Here is a 20,107-nt window from a genome sequence, read left to right as displayed (position 1 = left end):
GTCTCACTTCTTAAGGACTAATGATCGTGTTGGAAATCGGCGTCTGATCGGACATTTTTTTAAGTGCATACATCTTCACTTTATAACCGGTGACATCCTTCGGCACATTTACAATCGCTTTGATTTGTTTATCCCCGTGGCTAGGAACTGTTTGAGTGATGAAGGAATATTTTACTTTCCGGTCATGTTGGTCATAAAGAGCGATTACAAATACACCGCTTTGAGCGATTTCGGAATTGTTATGAACGGTCGCAGTCACAATTGTATCCTGTGAACCTCTTAAACCGGAAAGCGCGTTTCCACTCAAATCGTTTAAGATCAACCCCGAAAAAGCAAACAATCCGCTGCCCCAATCTTGAACATAGGTTATTGAATACGTATTCGTTGAATCGATCCCGTACTCATCAATAGCATAAATGATGATTTCGTTCGGACCTTCCTGCAAGTTTAACGGAACGTTAAATGGTTCGTTTGCCAACTTGTTAGCTTTATTCAGCACCGTATTTCCGTTTATTTTAACCGTCACACTCGAGTTTCGGCTTAGGCTAGCCAATAAGTTAAAGTCGGCAGCATTTACTGTCGCAGGTATTTCACTTGTAATGACAACCGCGGATTTGTTATACGTTACTGTGATTGTTTTGGTATTAACCACGTCGCCGAGCATATCGCTCTTCGCAGAAATTGTGATCGCGTTAACTCCATCAACAAGCTGAATTTTATGTTCAAATTCGGAACCAGCTTCTGTATATACCGCATCGACAACAACTGTTCCATTATTGGCAACCGTCAATTTAGCACTATCGATCATATTCCCTTTTATCGTGTAAATTGGAATGTTAACTGTTTCGCTGACCGCATTGCTGACGGTAAATCCAGCAGAACGGTTAAAACTCACATTAGAAAATGTGGCAGCCGTTAAATAATCAGAGTTGCTTGTTGCTTTACCTGCATCAACAGCCATACCGACATAGACTTGGTCCGGTAAATTCGTATTTGCAGTGTCAACCAGTGCCCAACTATTTTTGTCTGTAGAAACTAAACCGGAAATAACATTCTCATTTCTTACAATCTTCAACCAGAAAGGCGCTTTAAGCGTGCTTGATGTTACACTATTTGTACTGTACCTTCCACCAGTTGTGCTTCGATTCATAAAGAGAGCTCTTCTTCCGCTCGTATCGATGGTTTCATTCGGTTCCGGTGCTAATACAATAGCCGTAGCGGGAGAATCGGCTGCAAGACTGCTGCGAATCATTAATCCAGCCTTTGCGGTATCATCTATTTCGGAATCAAAGTTTACATACGCGAGCATCTCAAAGTTTCCTTGAACTGGCTGGTACACATAGTGGAATGAATCCGAGCCATTTCTCACCTCTCCGGATCCTTTTACCGTATAAGTCGTTCCTTCCAAACTAGCGCTGCCAGCAATCGCTACTTGGCCAATATCTTGTGATACCAGAGGAGCTGTGTTGTTAGGCCCGTTCACATAGATAATGCTTACGGCGGACAAAGTCATATATCCTGCGTTGTCTATCGCCTTTGTGTAAATATAATGCTCGCCTTCCGGCGCATTTTCCCAAGTGAAGGAATACGGTGCCGTTTTGTCCTCACCGAGCTCTTGATCACTGGAATAAAACTTAACCTTAGCTATCCCCTCCTTATCCGCCGCTTCAGCAGTGATCGTGATAGGAGTTCCAACTTGAAACGATGTTTGGTGATTAGGACTCGATGTCGTAATCGTTGGATTTTCAGAAACCAAAACAACCAGTGAATTGATATAATTTTCCAAGTTCGTGTAACCGTTGCTTGCGATCGCTGCTCCGTCCGTACTAACACTCGGATTTAGGCCATTTTCCGTTTCCCAGGTATCCGCGATTCCGTCGTGATCGTTGTCCTGAGGTGCAGGTGCGGAATTTAATTCGGGCAATCCTCCGTCGCTCTGGATCGAATTGGTAATTCTCCCAGAACCATTTCTGACATCATTCATAATCCTAGCATCCAAAGAATCTCTCTTAGGCAAAGAGGCGCCCGCACTTTCCAGCACTTTCTCATAGGCGACTTGCGCCGTGTCCGTAGTAACGGAACCGCCGATAGGGTCCGATGCGTCAGGAATAACCATAGGCTCAAACTTGCGAACTAAGGGTCCTTCAGGACTGATTGCTTTCCATGACCCATTGCTGTTTGTAACCCAGTTATCTGCCGAAACATCTGGTGATCCTTCCATATAATTGCCATCGATATACCATGTACCGCTGAATATTGCGCTGGACGGCGCGACGATCCGGTTTTTCACATTATCAAATGTACTCGGACCTGGCTTGTAGTAGTTGTTGATCATATTGATACCCGCTGCCTGCTCGCCGCCGTACGCTGAGTTTGCACCCCAGTTATACACAACGTTATTTCGATAGTCGATTTTGGTCGGATAATTGTCCGGATCTGTTTGTCGGTCAAAACGAGGGTTTCTACTGTTATGATTGGCGATCAGATTATGGTGATAGGTCGCATTCGTCCCCCCCCATATCCCCCCGTAACCGTGCGCTCCTTTGCCGTGAATCGACTGATTCAGACTGTCGCTAATGATGCTCCACTGAACTGTAAAGTTTTTACGATTTTTCACAGTGAACGTCTCATCCGAGCTCCAACTGAAGGAGCAGTGATCGACAATAATATTGTTGCCCGAAATGTCAGCCGTATCGCTTAACACGTTAATGCCATTTCTAAAACGTATATATCGGATAATAAGATCTGTTCCTATGTCGTTATTTCCGAACTTGACCATATACCCGCTAACAGCAATACCATCACCGGGTGCAGTTTGCCCTGCTATTGTCAAGTTCCCGGAAGTAATATCCAGTCCCCTCTTCAGGTTAATCGTACCGGATACTCTAAACACTACCGTCCGATTTCCTGTACTTACAGCATCTCGCAAAGTACCCGGAATAGCGGCTTCACCCTTCGAAGGGTCATAATCCTGTAGGGTCGTTACTTCATAAACTTGACCCCCACGGCCACCTTTTGCATACATGGCGGCTCCTTCAGCCCCTGGGAAAGCCGGAGCTCTTGTTGTGGCAGTCGGATCGATTTTGATTGTTAATGTTTTTACAGCGCTCGCATTGCCTGCTTTGTCGACAAAACGATAGTCGATCATGTTCGTACCTGTTTGGCCGACCTCGAATTCAGTCGTATAGGCACCCCAACTTCCGCCATTTATCCGATACTGAACACGATTGTCCTCAGGAAGCGCTCCGTCCACTTCCATATAAACCATCACCGGTTTGGTATAAGCCCCATTTTGCCCGTCTGGCAACGCCGGTGAAACAGCAGGAGTAAGTTTTGGAAACATCATTGGAATGATGACCGATTTACTTGGATCCCATCCGTCAAACATTCGCGGAATCGTTAAGGCACTAGCCTCGTCAGCTGTCATTTGTGTTCCCATGACCCGCGTACCCGGATTTGCACCCGGACCGGTGCTGTTATATTCTCCATAGAAGAAAGGCGGAACTTGCATGGGCGTCCAGCCTTCAGGCTGTATATGACTATCCATCCAGGTATTGATGTAACGCGTAGATGGCTTATCCTGCCATGGTCTGCCCAAATAATGAAGACCATTGGTGGAACTGTCTTTCAGAAGCCTTGAATTGATAAACACAAGGCCAGGATCAGTTTCATTTTTTGTTGCAGCCGCCGTAACATAACCGCCTGAATCCGATGCATTTATACTGATTGCATCAACATGATCGAATACGGCTGCACTTGCCGGACCATAAATAAAGTCTGTGCGGCCCATAATCACACTGTTGCGATAATACTGTCGGCCGAGTCGCGGACTAGCCGTTCGGATACCCGCGTACAACGTATCTTGATAGCCGACAAGCTTCACATTCTCAAAAACGGCTTGGTCTGCGTTAACGGACAAGGCTAGAGCCTGACCGTCGCTTGGCTTGGAGTCATTTTCAATCGTCAGGTTAGCTGCAGTAAAATAATCTCCACTTACAGCTACGGTTGCGCCATTTACAGCTTGGTTAGGCATATCAGCGTTTGAAAGGTCGTAAACGATTTTCGTATCATCCCGTCCAGCACCCACAAGGCTCACATAAGGAGCGGTTACGATAGATCTTTCTCGATATGTACCCTTTTTCAAATAAATGACCGTACGGACATTATTATTAGCAGGAATGGTAGCGAGAGCATTAGTCACGTTTGTGAAATCGCCGCTTCCATCCTGTGCTACAGTAACAACCCTAGCAGGTGTGACAATAAGCTCATCTGTATGTTGGCTTTCACCGCTAGAATTTACAGCTGAGACGACATAATAGTACTGCTTCCCATTTGTAACCGTAGTATCCTTGTAAGTCGTTGAAGTCAGACCACTGCCAACGGCCGTATACGGACCGCCGCTCGTTTCGCCTCTTTTTAAAGAATAAGAAGCTGCTCCAGGAACTGCCGTCCATGATAATTCTACACTTCCGTCATTTGCTGTGGCAGAGAAATCAACAGGAACGGCAGGTGCCCCCGAAATCGGAGTGTACGGAGCAGCTTTAGCCTGATTCGAGATCATGCTCTCCATTGTTGAGCCGACAGCTGTCACCACGTAGTAGTAGATCATGCCGTTTGAAGCTGAAGTATCCGTGTAAGATATAGTTGAAATATTACTTGCGATCGTTTCATACGGTCCGCCGTTTATCGCGCTTCGCTTCACCTTGTACGATACGGCACCCGATACGGAATTCCAGGATAAAGCAACCTGATTATCGCCTGAAGTCCCTGTCAGTCCTGTCGGATTCGTGAGTACAGATATTGTCTGCGCCATAGTCGACATCGTTGAAGCTTCAGCATTCATAGTTAACGGGAATACGCTTAATCCTAGCAAAAGGCACATCCCTATACTTAGGGCCTTCTTCATGTGTTAACCTCCTTCAATAATCGATTCCTCGGATAAGGGCATCATACCGTCCAAACTGTCCCAAATAAATGCTTTCAAACTGTAACCACTCACTTCTGCAGGCAGCAGAAATCCAGTGCTCAACGTTTTGGTTTCTCCAGGGGCAAATTCTTCAATAAGTGTCGAAAAATCAACCATTTTCTTGTTCGCATCAAACAACACAACAAACAGCGTAATTTGCTTTGCATTCGGTGTTGTATTTGTTATTTGCTTCTGTGCAATCATATCCGTTGATGATACTAACGTCGTCAATTCAGTTTCGTTTAAATTGTAAAAATTCGGCTTTCCTGCCCAAAACGTATAATCGATGGAAAAGCTTTTCATACTCTCGTTACCTGCAGCGTCAATTGCGGAAATTTCCATTTGATTCATTCCTTCCGACAACTGCACCGGATATGAAAACGGAATGTTGCTCGATGTGTACACGGAATCTACAACCGATACGCCGTTGTTCTTGATCGTTACTTTTGATTCCTCATCTACAGTTCCTTGTACGTTGTAAAGAAAGTCTTTCACGGAAGTTGGTGGTACAGTCATATGAAGTACGGGTGCAACCGGATCAAAATGAACAATGCCAGAGATTTTATCCGAGTAATTGCTGCCAGCTCTTCTTGCTATTAATTCAATGTTATTTGCGCCAGGAGTCAACTCGACATCCATAGAAAATTGATTCTGCTCTAGTCTGCTGTCATAGACAAGAGTTTGATTGTTATAGACAGCCAAGGTTACACTTGTTTCATCTAAGGAACCCTTCAATGTGTACTTGGATTTATTCGTCCAAGGTACGAATGAATCCATTTTCAAGCCAGTCGGAACCCGTTCAGCCATGACGAAGTAACCAGCGTTCTTGCCTGCATTATAATCGGTTACATTATTCAGACCCATTGTGACAGTTGATCCAGAGGCCATATCTTTTTGATAAATTTTGAATGTATAGGAAAGTGCCGGGTCGGCCAATTGTATGGTATCACCGGTATCCGTCCAGCCCGAATCTGATGATAGCCATGTAGGCGGTGTTTCCCTTTGATCCATTGCCACATAAATCGAAGCCTTATCCCGAACTGGAAAAGTAGCAATCTGCATGCCTGTGGAGCTTCCCGTATATTTCATTGTATCTGCGTGTGTTTTGATCCAATCCATGCGGCTATACTTCTCTGGAAGAACGGTAATCTTGAGTGCAGACGTTCTGTCTGCAAATGGCTCGTCATCAACATGGAGACCGGAATTGATTGACCATCTGTTCGCATTGTAGTTGTTATATGCCGTAACGGTTCCGATGACGTTGGTGTCAGGAGTTTCGATCGGTGTAACGGCGTAGGGGGTGGCTGTAAATTCCGCAATTTCACCCTCATAATCTATTTTTGCTGTTTCATCCCTGGTAATTACGGCTACACCTACTATGTATGTCTTGCCATTCGTTAAAGCAACAGCCGTATTGGTCACAGGGTCCCAGATTTTGCTGGCCGAAGGAGACGCATATGGCGGAATAGATGTAGGAATAGATGTGTATGTCGCAGTCGTATACCAAGGATCTTCCGCTTTCTCCTTTATTTTAATACTATATTTGGAAGCCCATGCGTCCGGTTCTATCCACATCGCGATCGATTTATCCCGCCCAACCCAATAAGCGATTTTAGGCTTTGCTGGCATATAATTCGGTGGCGTATGCGAAACTTTGATGCTGCGGACATAAAGCTCGCCATTGCCCGCCGGGGTGCCGATGGATATCTTTTTCACATCAATGGCATCGTTTGTATTTTTTCTAGCAGAGATAAGCGTACCGTCAAACCACATATTAAATCTCTTTGTCAGTGTATTTAGTTCAACTTTTATCGTGTGCCATTTGTTCAATTGATAAGGTGTTTTGAGATCGACTGGCGCTGTATCAGGCCAATAAACCACACCCTTCGAAGAATCCAAACCCGCAATCACCAGCGATTTGGTGCCTGCAGCATTCGTGAGGTAAATAATCTGGTCCTTGGCTTTGGAAGTACCCGGCTGCATAAAAGTGATCTCTGCCGTTACTGTACCGGTTTTTGTCTCGCTGAAGGTTTTATTGATCAAGAACTGGCTGGTACCCGCACCGTTAACTGTAAGATGCAGTGCTTTTTGTTTAGCTACCGGATCAACCTCAACAACTGCGCTGCTCGTGGCGCCTGAAGGAAGCGTGGAATAATCAAAACCAAGCTGGGAAGCCGACTGTCCCTCAATTGCGCTAGAAAAATCTTTGTCCAGCAAAGTAGTTGGTTCAACAACTAAATCTGCGGCAGCTGCAGGAGGTTGCCCCAGCATTCCGACTCCTAGCAGAACATTAAACAACAACGCGAAACATAGTATTCGTTGAATTTGAATACGCAAATTTATACACCTCCAGATGCAATTTGTCTAACCTTCCAATGATCTACATGAAAACTCAATGATCCCCCCTTTCCAAATAAGGTTTTGATAGCGCTTGCATTTACTTGTAAATCTTTGGTTCACATATCCGATGTCTCGATGCTTTGACTAAAATGTATAATAAAATGAAAAAAACATCATAGGGCAATAATCCCATAAATATAGGTTGTTCATGACTTAAATCCCCTAGACCATTGGAATTTATAGACTGCTATTCATTCATCCAAACTTCTTCTACATCGAGATGTCTTAAATCGGAGTCCCTCGTCATCTATCCACACTTGAGGTTGCCGGATGAATGATGTTGTAAAATTGCAACAATTGCTGCCTAAATCTAGCCTCTCACCCTTCGTTGTTGCATAATGTACACCAATTGGGCCCGATACAGCCGATTTTGCAGCGAATGGGCTCAAAATGTTGTACGAACTGCAACTTCAAGTTGCAAAATAGCCTTTAGGCCTCCCAATTGTTGTACAGAATGCAACACTAGTATCCTTAAACATCACCCGTAACGATCACGACAGGTCCATATAAACCGCCGGTGGGAAACCATTCCTGCCAACCAAGCTCATCCTCATTTCGGCCTCGGTTCCAATAGGTTACCTCAGGATTTCCTCCCACCAGACTTGTTGGCTTGCCGATTTCGTAGTGTGTGCCAAGTGTGTTTGTCACCCGGATCCTAAGCCGATGCTTGCCTTCAGGCAATTTCGGGAGAGTGAACCGATATGGTCTCCAAAGCCTTACTCCTAAAGGCATACCTTCTACCCAAACTTCCGCGGTCCCCCTGACGTGCCCCAATTCAAGTTCGGCACCAACGTGAGATGAAGTCTCAAAAACAGTTTCGTACTCCACTGCGCCGCTATGATGGGGCAAACAAAGTGATGTCCGCCAATCACCTAACGAGCCTTGTACAGGTGTCGTCTCGAAGCGAATCGGTGCAAGAAGAACGGCCGCTTCTGTAGACGGTCCATCTGGAGTTATTCTTACGGCAGCTAAGGCCCCAGCTAGCTGTGGCTCAAACTCCACATTGCCGCCATTTGCTGCGACTTCTGTGCCATTAATCCAAACACGCATCTCCCATGCGCTTTCGATACGCATTCTCTTCGCTCCTATAGGCAGGGGAAAGCGCAGCCAAACGGGTCTTCCGTTGCAGGTAGGATCAGCAGAGAAAGAGAGCGGCTTCGGCTCGGGAACAGATTCAGGCATAAGCCAGCCCACCATCGGAAGCGGATGCGGCCTAGCAGAAATCCATAATGACTCCGTTTCCGCAAATTGGAGAACGGAGAAATGATGGATACCCGGAGCATTCCCTTGTTCGTCGAACCAATTTTCACCAGAGAAGAAAGTTATAGACTCACCATTCTGCAGCTCAATAACTCCGTCTACAAATACCTCGCCTTTCCCTTCGGGTAAAGCAACCCTGACTTCATTCATGCCGTATTGCCATAGAGCCGTAACATCTATTTCTTCCTGTCCTTGCCGGATGTAAGGGTTGAAATCCCCGTGCTCGGTCACATTGACACCGTTCACATAAAGTATGGCTCTCCCGCGAGCGGCAAACACGATTCGAACCCGTTGATATGGGTGATCGCGTCTGCTTTCGATGTGGTTCATCAAGCTGGATTGCAAATTAGGATGAAGGGTAAATAACCATTTCGGAAGTGGCAGACGTGCGATCGTGTTCACTTCAATGCCTGCCCTTATGACCCCGTTTCCGATAGCTTGTGCCCTCAACAGCAGCTCATTGCTCCCTTCTTGCAGCTCGATCCATGCCGTTTGCTCCTCGGGTCCTCCGCTCCATGCGATCTCCTTGCCATTGATATGTCCAGTAATGTTAGAGTTACTTTCTGACCGGATCCAGTAACGTCCACTCGAAGGTGAAATAACAAATGTTTTTGCCCAAACGAATTCTCTTTTTTTCAACTCACCAAGATTGAGAAATCGACGAGGAACACGACCCATACGGCCCGCCCAAGAACGCATGGCAAGATCTCCAAACACGTTACTGTACACTTTTTGAACAGAACGCAATTCGTCGAACTCTTCTCCATGGCATACATGCCAATAAGCGGATTCGCTCCACAATCTCGTCAACCAATTGGATTCATCCAAACCGGGTTTATGCCAGTCAGCCTTCTCCCCCTCTGTCTCCTCCCTCTCTAAGCGCACACTCATCATGCGTCGTTCGATCGGCATAAAGCCGTTATGTTCGCCATGCAAATCAAAGTCCCCGTACCGGTTGTCCAAAGTGGGCTCCACTCGGATGCGCCAATCGCCAACTGCCAACTCCAGCCTTTTCCCGCTCGCTTCCAATTGACCGATTTGTGCTGGAAAGGGACGATTTGGGAAGTCTTCATGATTATTTTCCAATGCCGCAATGGTTGCATTCGGCTCAGCGCATACGATCAACGCAGCAGGCCAGGATGTGAATGAAACTTGCAATTCAATCCATTCGCCTTCGCGTTTATACGGAATCGGCTCCATAGATCCGTTAACCGGATCCCAAATTTGAGGCTCACGATCAGTTCTTAATCGGTAAACGGCAGACTCCGGTAATACGGTATCCGGACATGCTGGTTGATGCATGCTTAACAAAGCTCCGTTCTCTGGAAGAAGCAAGTAGATGTCGGCATCCTCGATTTTGCGATGCAAGGATTCACCTGGTCCCTCCACCCTTTTCGGAATACGGGATTCCATGAGTGCTACAGCATCCTCTGCTGAATCGACATATATGGCGCCAGCCAAATCCCGTTCAACTTCCGGTACATCAATAGCAATCACAAAACCGCCTTCATTCAACCATGCTTCGGTTCGTGCGCGTGCTTCCTCATCCATAACGGTTGTTCCGCACAAAAGTAAAACGGAAAAATGCTCATCCGCGATTTTTAGTTTGCCCTTTTCTGATGTAGCTTTTTGCAGAGCACTATCGTCTGCAATATCGAAATCAAGCTGCGCTTTCCTTAGCGCACCAGGCTGCTTGTGATCTCTGCGGCTCCAACTGCCTGTTATTTTCCTATATACGTTTTGGATATGGGCTACTTGATTGTTGTGCTCACGATTCGAGACCCCCATCGGATGCTCATTCATTTTCCCATCCGCCAAAGACAAGTATCCGCATACCGCATATGACGGGTAATGGACAGCAACGTCGCAAACGTGCGTCCCCTCACTCAATAAATAACAAATACGGCTAATCGAGTCGGCAAAGACCGGATAATGCTCGAAATAAGGCTGGCGCCATCCCGTATCGGGCGGAGCCCACTCCCACCAACCGCCACGGGTGCTATAGTAAACGGCATGGGGACTATATACGGTTGCTCCCGCTTGAAACCATGGGATCAACCAATGCATCGTTTCCTCCAATGTCCCGCCCCAACCGCTGGAATGGAATGCTTCTAAGAATACGCGTGAACCGCCGTGTAAATGCGCCATGGACGAATGCGGCTTAATTTCGCCATCCATGTCGCTTCCTGAAGCGTTATACCATCGATGTGTCCGAAAATAATCCAAATAAAGCCGCTGCGCCCCGTTAGGATCTGCTCTTCTGGCTGGTCCGGCTTGATCGCAGCAAATGAGCATTCCGCGCTGCCGGTGCCATTCACCGAGTGGAATAAAGAACGATTGTTCTGCAAGCTCAGCAGCAAGACGGTAAACACGACGACGCACTTGTTCAGACCCAGGAAGCGGATCATACAATGCCGGTAGAAAAGGCGTTAAATCCTCTTTAAACCTTTCTTTGTAACGATCCGTCAACTCAGGTGTCCACAGAGGCAGCGGTGGAAGTTCGTCCTGAAAGCTTCCCACAATCGTCTTGCCGAGATCGTAAGGGAAGCGGCGCTCCATTTCACCGTGAATCCGGTCAATCAATTGTCCCGTTGCCTTAGGATCGAGCCAATTGAAGCCCTGACGTACCGAAGCATACACATAATCTTTTGTTTCAAGAAGGACTTCCGAAGACTTTGGCATCTCCTCGCCATGCATGAATCGGCGTAATTGATACCCGCCCATTTCTGGATCCTCTGTCACAATACGAGACGGCATGTTGGATCCGGAAAATCCAATTTGATCATAAAACCAAAGATACATGCCCAATCGCTCTGCTTCGCGCAAAGCAACCTCGAACATGCACCACCAATCCTCGCTTGCAAACACGGGAAGATCGCTCACAGAACCATACTGCGGTCCTGTGGGGGCCAAATTAATAATGCCGATGTTACGCAGCCCTCCGTCGCGAAACTTTTTCATTTGCCAGCGAATTCGCTCCGCCGTCACCTCTTCAGCACTCCACCACCAGAAGGGGACCGGTCCGAAACGCGGGTCTGCATTAGCAAACTTTTTATGTAATTGGAATAAGTTCATATGTTCCTCTTCCTTCCCAGCTTCGAGAAAAAACTCCAGTCCTCAAACTGGAGTTTCGACGAAAAAGATTATTTGGCGGCTTTCTCTGTTTCAATTCCTTTGGTTGATTGTTCTTCGATCATCCGCAGCGCCGTCATCGAATCTTTGGATTCTCCAAAAATCAAAGGAGAGAACACATTATGGAGCGGCACATCAATATAGGTTAAGCCATTAGCACGTGCAGCCGGAGGCATGGCATTTTGACCGTAGAAAATCGACTGAACGTGCTTACCTTGCATTTGCGGCAGGTTTTTCCCAAACGCCTCTTGAACCGCAGGTGTCTGCAGCGAGCCGATAATGCCTTCTTTGGCTAAATTGACTTGCATCTCTTCGGAAAGCATATATTGAATAACTTGGAACGCTTGATCCTTCTTCGTAGATTGCTTCGTAATAAAAGCCGCATACATATTCGGTTGCGCTTTCGTATTAGGAGCATCGGCGAAGGAAGGCATGGCGGCGATATCGAAATTCAGGTTTTTATTTTGCTCATACCATTGAACGATTTTCTCTGAAACATGGACACTCATCGCCATTTTCCCTTTTGGGAAATCGTCCACCGAAGTAAATTGATTAGCCGGTATCTCAAAGAACCGTCTTAAGTTGTCAACTTCCTTCTTCCATCCGTCCGTTGCGAGTACTGCCTTGTCCTCTGTCAAACTGAACGGTGATAGCCCGAGTTGATTATAAGTCATATACAAACCGGGATGCTGCTGGTAGCCCTTATACGTATTTTCTCCTTCAACACGAGTCAACTTCTTGGCCAATTCGTAAGCTTCATCGTAGGTCATGCCGTCTTTGGGATAATCGACTCCAAATTTATCAAAAATGTCCTTGTTGTAGAAAAGAACGAAATCGCTTAATTGGTAAGGCAATCCGTATATTTTCCCTTCCGGAGTTTTATTTTTCATCTTTGCCATGGCTGCTGGATTTAATTTGCTGGTATCGAAATTATATTTTTTGATCAATTCGGTCATATCGTATTGGAGATCGTTCTTAATAATACTCTTTTCAAAGTTGCCGCTCGAATTCTCAATGATGATATCGGGAATCGTACCGGCCGCGATCAGATCCTTATACTGTCGACCTGGATTATCCCAATGCACATGTTTAAAGGAGATATCAGGGAACTTTTTCTTCAGGTATTGCCCGATTTGCTTCTCGTAATTTTCTTCTTTCGCGTAAAAGGCAGGGTACACCGTATAAATGAACAATTCGTTATCTGGTGCTTTTGTTGATTTTTCGACTGCTGGACTTTGTGCTGTAGGTGTTGATTCACAGCCTGCAATAGCGGTGATTGCTATCGCAATCAACAAGGATGATTTCAGATACTTTTTCATACTTTTTTGAACCTCCTTAGAGTTTTGCTTTTGTGAAACTTACATCGCAAGATTTGCTTAAACATTTTCTTTAATCTTACTTTATTACAAAATTGCAACGCTTTCATTGGGTGGTATTTCATTTATATAGGTTCATCATACTTTCAACACCGCGCTAATTTCAGTTCTTCAGGTCTCATTGCCTTCAGCTGCACACTCCCTCCCTCAGCTCACAAAATTGCTGCTAACAGGCGAAGAATCGTAAAGCTTGCCTTGCTCGGCAAGCCATCTATCCACATCAGGCAGATCGAAATATCGAAGCATCCCTGGAAAAATAAAACTTAAGGAGTCCGTTTCATCGTAAAACGGTTCCTTGATCCAATCGGAGATACTATTCATACGGTTCTCCATGCAAACATTCTGTACACGTTCATCAAGTAAAGCCGCCAATCCAGCGTATATGGCATATCGTCCGCTCCCATATAGTCTAATGTCCGAAGGATCGATATTGGATGATCCAGCTGCAAGCTCCACTGCCCGCAGTACATCGTATGTCCGTATGGCAGCCATACTGTCGCCCAGCCACATCATCTCGTCTGTATATCTGTCCATCATTCCAAATCGTTTGAAAGGTTTATCCGTAGGAGAATTCAAATGCGGAAGAAGCGGTCCGATCCCTGTTGGATTGAGCACCATGGCAAGCCGTCCAGAAGCACAGGTTGCTTCAATCCACTTGGCATGCGCTTCGAGCTGACTCGATCCGCCGTCCCAGACGGCAATAGTTACCGGGAGTTTATTACCCGCAAGCTTCGAATCGAAAAATTGTAAACAATGGTTTAATAATCCGGTCTGACTCCACCAGATCTTACGGATCACCCACATATTCGCAACTTCCCCTCCACCAGACGGACGCGGGTTAAGGTCGCAAAGCTGTCTGTCTGAAAGTACACGCATTCGAAGCCATTCGATAGCGCGCTTTTTTCTTTCGTCTTCTGGCAATGCTTCACGTGATCTCTCAAATTTCGCTAGCCGTTCCCTATTTTCAACGTGCGTGCTTTTCGCATTCTCCAACTCACCGATGACCTGCCCGCTTTGTGTACACCGGAGCTGCTCGGCAGGGATCAGCTTGATTTCTTCATTTGAATATTCGTCGGTACGTCCGAGCAAATGCTTGGAGAAAAACTGTGCCGCCGCACGTGCCAATGGAATCGTAAATCGATGAACATTTTCATCTTCGAAAATGTCTAGATCTTCACCTCGGCCATACATCTCCCAAAATCTGCGGTTTACAGCTACTGTATGCCTGGGACCTTCTATCGGGACGGAATCATACGTAGTAGCAAGAATGCGCACAGGCCGGGGAGCCATAGCCATCACAATGTCTTCATGATCGAAACCTAGCGCGGAGAAACCAGGCCATTTCTGCTCGGCATCTTGGGCTTTGCCGGTTAGCAGAAAATACGGCCGATTCATAATAAATCCGCCTGGCGCCGCTGCGGCAATGCGATGATCGTACATCATAACCAGCGAAGTCTGCGTTCCCCCACCAGAATGGCCAGTCACACCTATACGGTTCGGGTCGACCTCCGGCCGGGTACATAAATAATCTATTGCCCGTACGGCGTCATGAAGCATGTAGCGGGCTAAACTATCCCCTAACGGCATACACTGCCGCCCGACATTTTCATGTTCAGTAACGCTAGTCATCGGTGCCTGTTTGGATTCTGGATCATAAAATCCGAACCTCTCCCCCTGACCGACTGGGTCAAGCGACATCACGACAAGACCAGTATGGACCAAATAATGACAAACCGTTTGGTATTCGTCACAGTGTTTAGCCTGTTCACGATGCCCGCATAGAAGCAGAACCGCTCCACGAGGCTCAGTTAACCCGTCGGGTACATACAAGTTAGCAGTCGCGTATACATGAGGCCTCGGTTCGAAAATGACCTTTTCAACACGGAAACCGTTCCCTTCAACTGTACCTGTAACTCTTGGATTTAACGGTGCATCCGAAGAAGGCATGCCACCGATGCAGCGTTCCAGCCCTTCGCGAATTTCCATCTGCCGCTGCTTAAGCATTGACTTGTCCTTGATAGCTGAACGTGCTTGTTCGCCCTTCTCAGCTGCGCGCATAGCGGATTCGTAAACCCAACGCGGAAGCTGGCTTTTCACATCAAAGTGAGCGATTCCCATATTCTCTAGATTCTCATACACTGTAGTTATGTCCCCCTTTTTTCATATCAGTCCGTGTTCGATGAAACCAACAGGTCGGCTATGCGGACTGGCAAGCCAGTTTGTACAGACTTCCATATCGCTTCACCTGTCAACACAGAGTCAGCTCCCGCTTCCGCTCCAGCCATAATCTCATAGGGACGAATCGGATCTGCTCCTAAGAACAAATCTTCCAAAATGAGAGGGTCCCCTCCTCCATGCCCTCCCGGTCGCGGGACCACATGGATTGTTTCTTTGCCACCGAACAATGGGAAATATTCAATTGTTTGCTCGGGTACCTGATGCGTTGTCCGCTTGGACATCACTTCCTGGGTTTCGATTCTCCCTTTTGTCCCGTTAATAGCCAGTCGATACCCTTCGTAAGGCAGCGAAAAGTTAACGGAATAACTCATCATGGCACCTTTGTTATACTTGACAACCGCAGCGTACGTATCCTCAATATCGATATCCGAATCGAAGATGCAGCCGTCCGCGCGATATCCGGTATAGCTGCCCACTTTTACATCCATATTGGTCAAATGATCGTCTTCAGGCACAACCTCCTTACTCCGTGTAGACCATCGCATGAAATAGGCGCAATTCCGCTTGACTTGGCATGTTCCGCAGTGCCTTCCGTCTTCCTTCATAGGATTTAGCTCGCCTTCTGGACCAAAATAATTCAGTGCACCGTATGCAAAAGCCTCCACCGGCTTTTGATCGATCCACCAATTAACAAGATCAATATGATGGGTGCTTTTATGTACTGACAATCCGCCGGAATGGCTTCTTTTACGGTTCCATCTTTTAAAATAGCTTGCGCCATGGTACGTATCGAGATACCAATTCAAATCGACCGATGTCACCCTCCCGACTCTACCTTCAAGAATCAACTCCTTGATTCTCGTATGAATCGGGGAGTAGCGGTAATTAAAGGCTACATACAGCTTCCCGCTGCTAATGTTCTGAGCATCCAGAACACGTTTGCAATCTGTTCCGCTGGTAACCATTGGTTTTTCCGAAATGACTTCAAGATGGTGCTCCAATCCTTTAACAATGTAATCCGCATGGGTGTGGTCCGCGCCTGCGACAATAATGACGTCGGGGCTCGTCTCCAGAATCATCTGTTCAAATTGATCAGGGAGATAAACGGGAAGCCCGCTTAACGCCGGAAATTTCTTGAAACAATTCGTAAATCGTCCGGGATCCGCGTCGAGCAATCCAACAATTTCACAATGCGACTGAAAGGTTTCCAGCATGTTCTTGATAAACATGCCGTTCGCTCTAGTACTAACTCCGCAGATGACATATCTTTTTCTTGTCAAAGTGTTCGCCCTCCAATCTTAGGTTAAGTATACAAATATGCGATGGGCAAAGAATTAGTAAATACGATCTTGATTATAGGTCAATCCTGTCTAAGGGATATGACGAGACGTAATATCCACATTTAACACCAAAAAAATCCCTGCCGGGAAAACCCGACAGGGATCATAAACCACTATTGAAGAACAGCGATAAAAGTTTTGTACTGGTCTTGAGAAGCGAAATTAATGGTAAATTGCTTAATGTTGTTCGAAGTCGTGCTGCCAACTCGGGTATACGATATTTTAAAATCATTGCCGATCGAGATCGTATCTTGCTGGGCCGAAGTCGTTCCCGTCAGATACACAATGTCACTGATCCACATCTTGGCTTGAAGAATATTATTAACTGGCGTAATTTGATCTTGGTACCCAGTAGGACAACTGGCAGAAACCGTGCAATTTTGATTTACGAAACTGCCGTAATTGGAAACGACCTGAATTTGACCCATCAGCTTTGTGTCCCAAACATAGAGACCGTTCAAAGGCAAAGCAGCGCCGCCCGCAACCGATTTTGGAGTAGGTTGATTAATCTTAAGTTCTGACACATCCATTGGGTCGGCAGAGATCGGGTATTCCATGGTGAGATCTTTCTGTCCGAGTGGTGTGTCGAAGAAGACCTTTAAGGTCGTTTTTCCCTCGTTGATACCGATGAACTTAGGATTCACAGGATCTCCATTAAACGCGATAATGTTCGGATTGCTAACAGCTAACCACTTGACCTTAGGGGTATAGGATACTTTATAACCTGAGCTATCTTTGACTCCTACTACGACATCTTTGCCAGCGAGCTTATAGCTGGCGTTGTTGAATAAGTAAGTCGCATCCGTAACGCTTTTCGTATTTCCCCAATCGTAATATAATTTCCCTGCTGCATTCAAGCTATCGCCCAGATCTAACCAGTAGACTAGATCCGCTTTTTTGATGTCAACTACATTTAATGATACAGACAAGGAGTCCAAAGTCTCTACGATTTGCAAATTTGAGTCGACTTTAACCAATGAAGCGGTCAGGCGGTAGCTTCCCTTCAATGTTGCATGTGGCGTGATAGTGATGCCTTTACCAGCGATTTGATTAACTTCCTTCAGTAAAATAGGATTCGCATCAGAGACGAGCGCCACGTTTCCTGGCAAGACCGTTTTGGATATAGCCCCTTTTTCTCCGCTTATTTTTTCAAGCTTCATTTCAACCTTATAATCGGTCTGGTTCGTACTGTATTCAATGTCATATTGATCATAAATTCTAAAGGTCGTTGAAGGGTTCACCCCATTAAACAAGGTAACGCTCACAGAACTCTCGGCATCAAGTTTAATTGAGTTAGGCTTGCGAGGTTTCTCTATATTCATGGGCAGCGTTACCGTTTCATTAAGTGCATTCATTCGAACATTAATGGTCGCCGGTCCTGCTGCCTTTACCTCTTTGACACGAATTTGCCCATCCGTGGACCTAATTGCCACTTGTCTACCTTCACGTGTTAGTGTATCTGCCTCCAGTACGATACCACCTGTGGCATATACTGAAATTCTACCCGTCGTTTCTGCCTCCACAATTTCGGATGTACTGAACTCGTAACCCGTTGAATCTTTGATGACCAAACCGAACAACTTCTCGCCGTCACCTTCCGCCGCCGGTTCTGCTAACGGTTTTATTACGACGGTTGCAGGTGTTTTCAATGCTGTTACATTAATCGTCGTAGATACCTGCTCACCAGCACTAAATAAATTAACAATTACTTCCTTATCTCCGTCTAAATCCATATTCGCTTCCATTTGCATTTCCGGAAAACCGTCATTGTCAAAGTCGACGAAATCATTTCCACCTGTTTGATTAATGACATTCCCCGTTTCGGTAAAAGACTTATGGATACCCATGTTTAAAATGTCGGAATCAACGACGGGATACCCATGCTGATCATAGGCTTTGAGTTTGAGGTAAGCTCTAACACCAGCTTTAAAGATCAACTGACCACCAGGGATCTTCAGTTCTCCCACTTCGATTTTCGATACAATAGGAAAGTCCCCAACGATAAACGATTTGCTGGCTGTCTTGAAGCTGCGCTTTTCTAATAACGAAACCATCACTTTACTATCTATTAATTCTTTGCTCAAATCGATGGTGAAAGCATTCTTATCGGGATAAAAGTCTACTTTACGATTTTGAGCACCTACCATGATATTCAAATCGCTTGCGGATAAGATCTCATTCTCGCCATATTGGTTTGTTGCTTTGAACTCGATCAATACTTTGGATTTAGGAAGCTTTTCCGAAGAAGTAACAATCTCCAACTTTTGGATCTGCCCCACTTCAGAGAGAAATTCTATTTTCCCCTTATCGATACTCCCAGCATCCATCCCTGATAATTCAATTGTATATTTGCCATACGTTAACGCATCCGTTTCGAGCGTCGCGTTCATATTGTCATCCGACCACACGGTGCTTGATGGCATCGCCGTATCCGAACCGTATTTCGTGACATTCAAAATGGCCTTGTTGCTGTCGACATCCCGATTAAGTCTTACGGATATTTTGCCTGTACCCATTAATTTGACTTCGGCGATGGATGCTTTTGCAGGCTTCGCTGTTGTCAAATGCAGTTGCATGGCCTCATAAACTGCAAGCGCAAACGCTTTTCTGGTAACAGGGACACTTCCGCTGAATTTACCCTCAGTCTGGTTAGTCATGATTTTTTGCTTAATTGCGTAGGTAACATAGCTTTTGTATGTACTGTCTACGGTTTCATCCTTGCTAGGCATCTCTGCTTTCGCCTTCTCATCCAAACCAAGTCCCTTGATCAGCAGCATGGCGAGTTCTTGACGGGTCACTTGCCCGGTCGGATTGAACTTATCTACAACATCGTACGTAAGAGCCGAGTTCTTCAAAGCCTCGATATAAGGACGAGTAGGGTCATCCGATTGGACGTCGGAAAAGTTCGATGTTGCAACCGCCTTGTCGATGCGTAATCCTAAAATGATTGCAACTGACTTCGCCAATTGAGCTCGAGTGATTTGTTGGTCCAGACCGAAAGAATCTACTGACGCCGTATCGATCGCGTCCATTTTTAATAAAGCGTTAATCTTTTTCTTGTCGTCCTTCGAAATACTTTTCAAATCGCCAAACTGGTCGGCCAGATACGTGTCTGAAGTTACAGACGATGATGGAGTTGTTGCTTTTGTAGTTGCCGCTGGTGTCGCAGATGGTGTAGTCGATGTTGACGGTGTGGTTGTCGTTTGTGAGGTTTGCGACGAGGTATCAGCCGCATAAGCCATAGGAGTTACGCAGTAACAGAAAAATAAGAACGATAAGAAAAGCGCAATTTGTTTATTCATTTGATGCATACACCTCCCGACAAGCAAAAATACGTGAAAATAAAACGCTTACATTTCGCTTGAACACTGTTGTCTCTCTGATCACATCAACCCACTCTCCAATCTCAGTTTACTTGCATGACCTAACTATATGGCAAAAATGCGAACTTTTTA

Annotated in this window: 7 protein-coding genes; all 7 read right to left on the bottom strand. The window is 45.9% G+C overall.

Features of this window, described 5'->3' with window-relative positions; translation table 11 throughout:
- Positions 1 to 10 precede the first annotated feature (10 nt).
- Positions 11 to 4,906, bottom strand: coding sequence for a pectinesterase family protein (locus ASD40_RS13505; protein WP_057303788.1), 4,896 nt, complete (start codon positions 4,904 to 4,906; stop codon positions 11 to 13).
- 3 nt (positions 4,907 to 4,909) lie between these two features.
- Positions 4,910 to 7,303, bottom strand: a complete 2,394-nt coding sequence (locus ASD40_RS13500; RefSeq protein WP_057303787.1) for a hypothetical protein — start codon at positions 7,301 to 7,303, stop codon at positions 4,910 to 4,912.
- A gap of 534 nt (positions 7,304 to 7,837) precedes the next feature.
- The gene (locus ASD40_RS13495) at positions 7,838 to 11,701 is read right to left on the bottom strand and encodes a hypothetical protein (protein ID WP_057303786.1); all 3,864 of its coding nucleotides are present in this window, start codon (positions 11,699 to 11,701) and stop codon (positions 7,838 to 7,840) included.
- A 68-nt stretch (positions 11,702 to 11,769) separates the two neighbouring features.
- Positions 11,770 to 13,077 (bottom strand): ABC transporter substrate-binding protein, encoded by a 1,308-nt coding sequence (locus ASD40_RS13490; RefSeq protein ID WP_057303785.1) that lies wholly within the window; start codon positions 13,075 to 13,077, stop codon positions 11,770 to 11,772.
- A 204-nt stretch (positions 13,078 to 13,281) separates the two neighbouring features.
- Positions 13,282 to 15,273, bottom strand: coding sequence for an alpha/beta hydrolase family protein (locus tag ASD40_RS13485; RefSeq protein WP_057303784.1), 1,992 nt, complete (start codon positions 15,271 to 15,273; stop codon positions 13,282 to 13,284).
- A gap of 26 nt (positions 15,274 to 15,299) precedes the next feature.
- Complete coding sequence (locus ASD40_RS13480) at positions 15,300 to 16,592, bottom strand: Gfo/Idh/MocA family oxidoreductase (protein ID WP_057303783.1); 1,293 nt, start codon at positions 16,590 to 16,592, stop codon at positions 15,300 to 15,302.
- Between the two features lie 173 nt (positions 16,593 to 16,765).
- A complete protein-coding gene (locus ASD40_RS13475; RefSeq protein ID WP_057303782.1) occupies positions 16,766 to 19,954 on the bottom strand; it encodes an S-layer homology domain-containing protein in 3,189 nt (1,062 codons plus the stop codon).
- Positions 19,955 to 20,107 lie beyond the last annotated feature (153 nt).

Source organism: Paenibacillus sp. Root444D2 (assembly GCF_001426375.1).
Lineage (GTDB): Bacteria > Bacillota > Bacilli > Paenibacillales > NBRC-103111 > Paenibacillus_E.
Note: the sequence above shows the minus strand (reverse complement) of the source record. Positions and strands in the feature narration are given on the sequence as shown.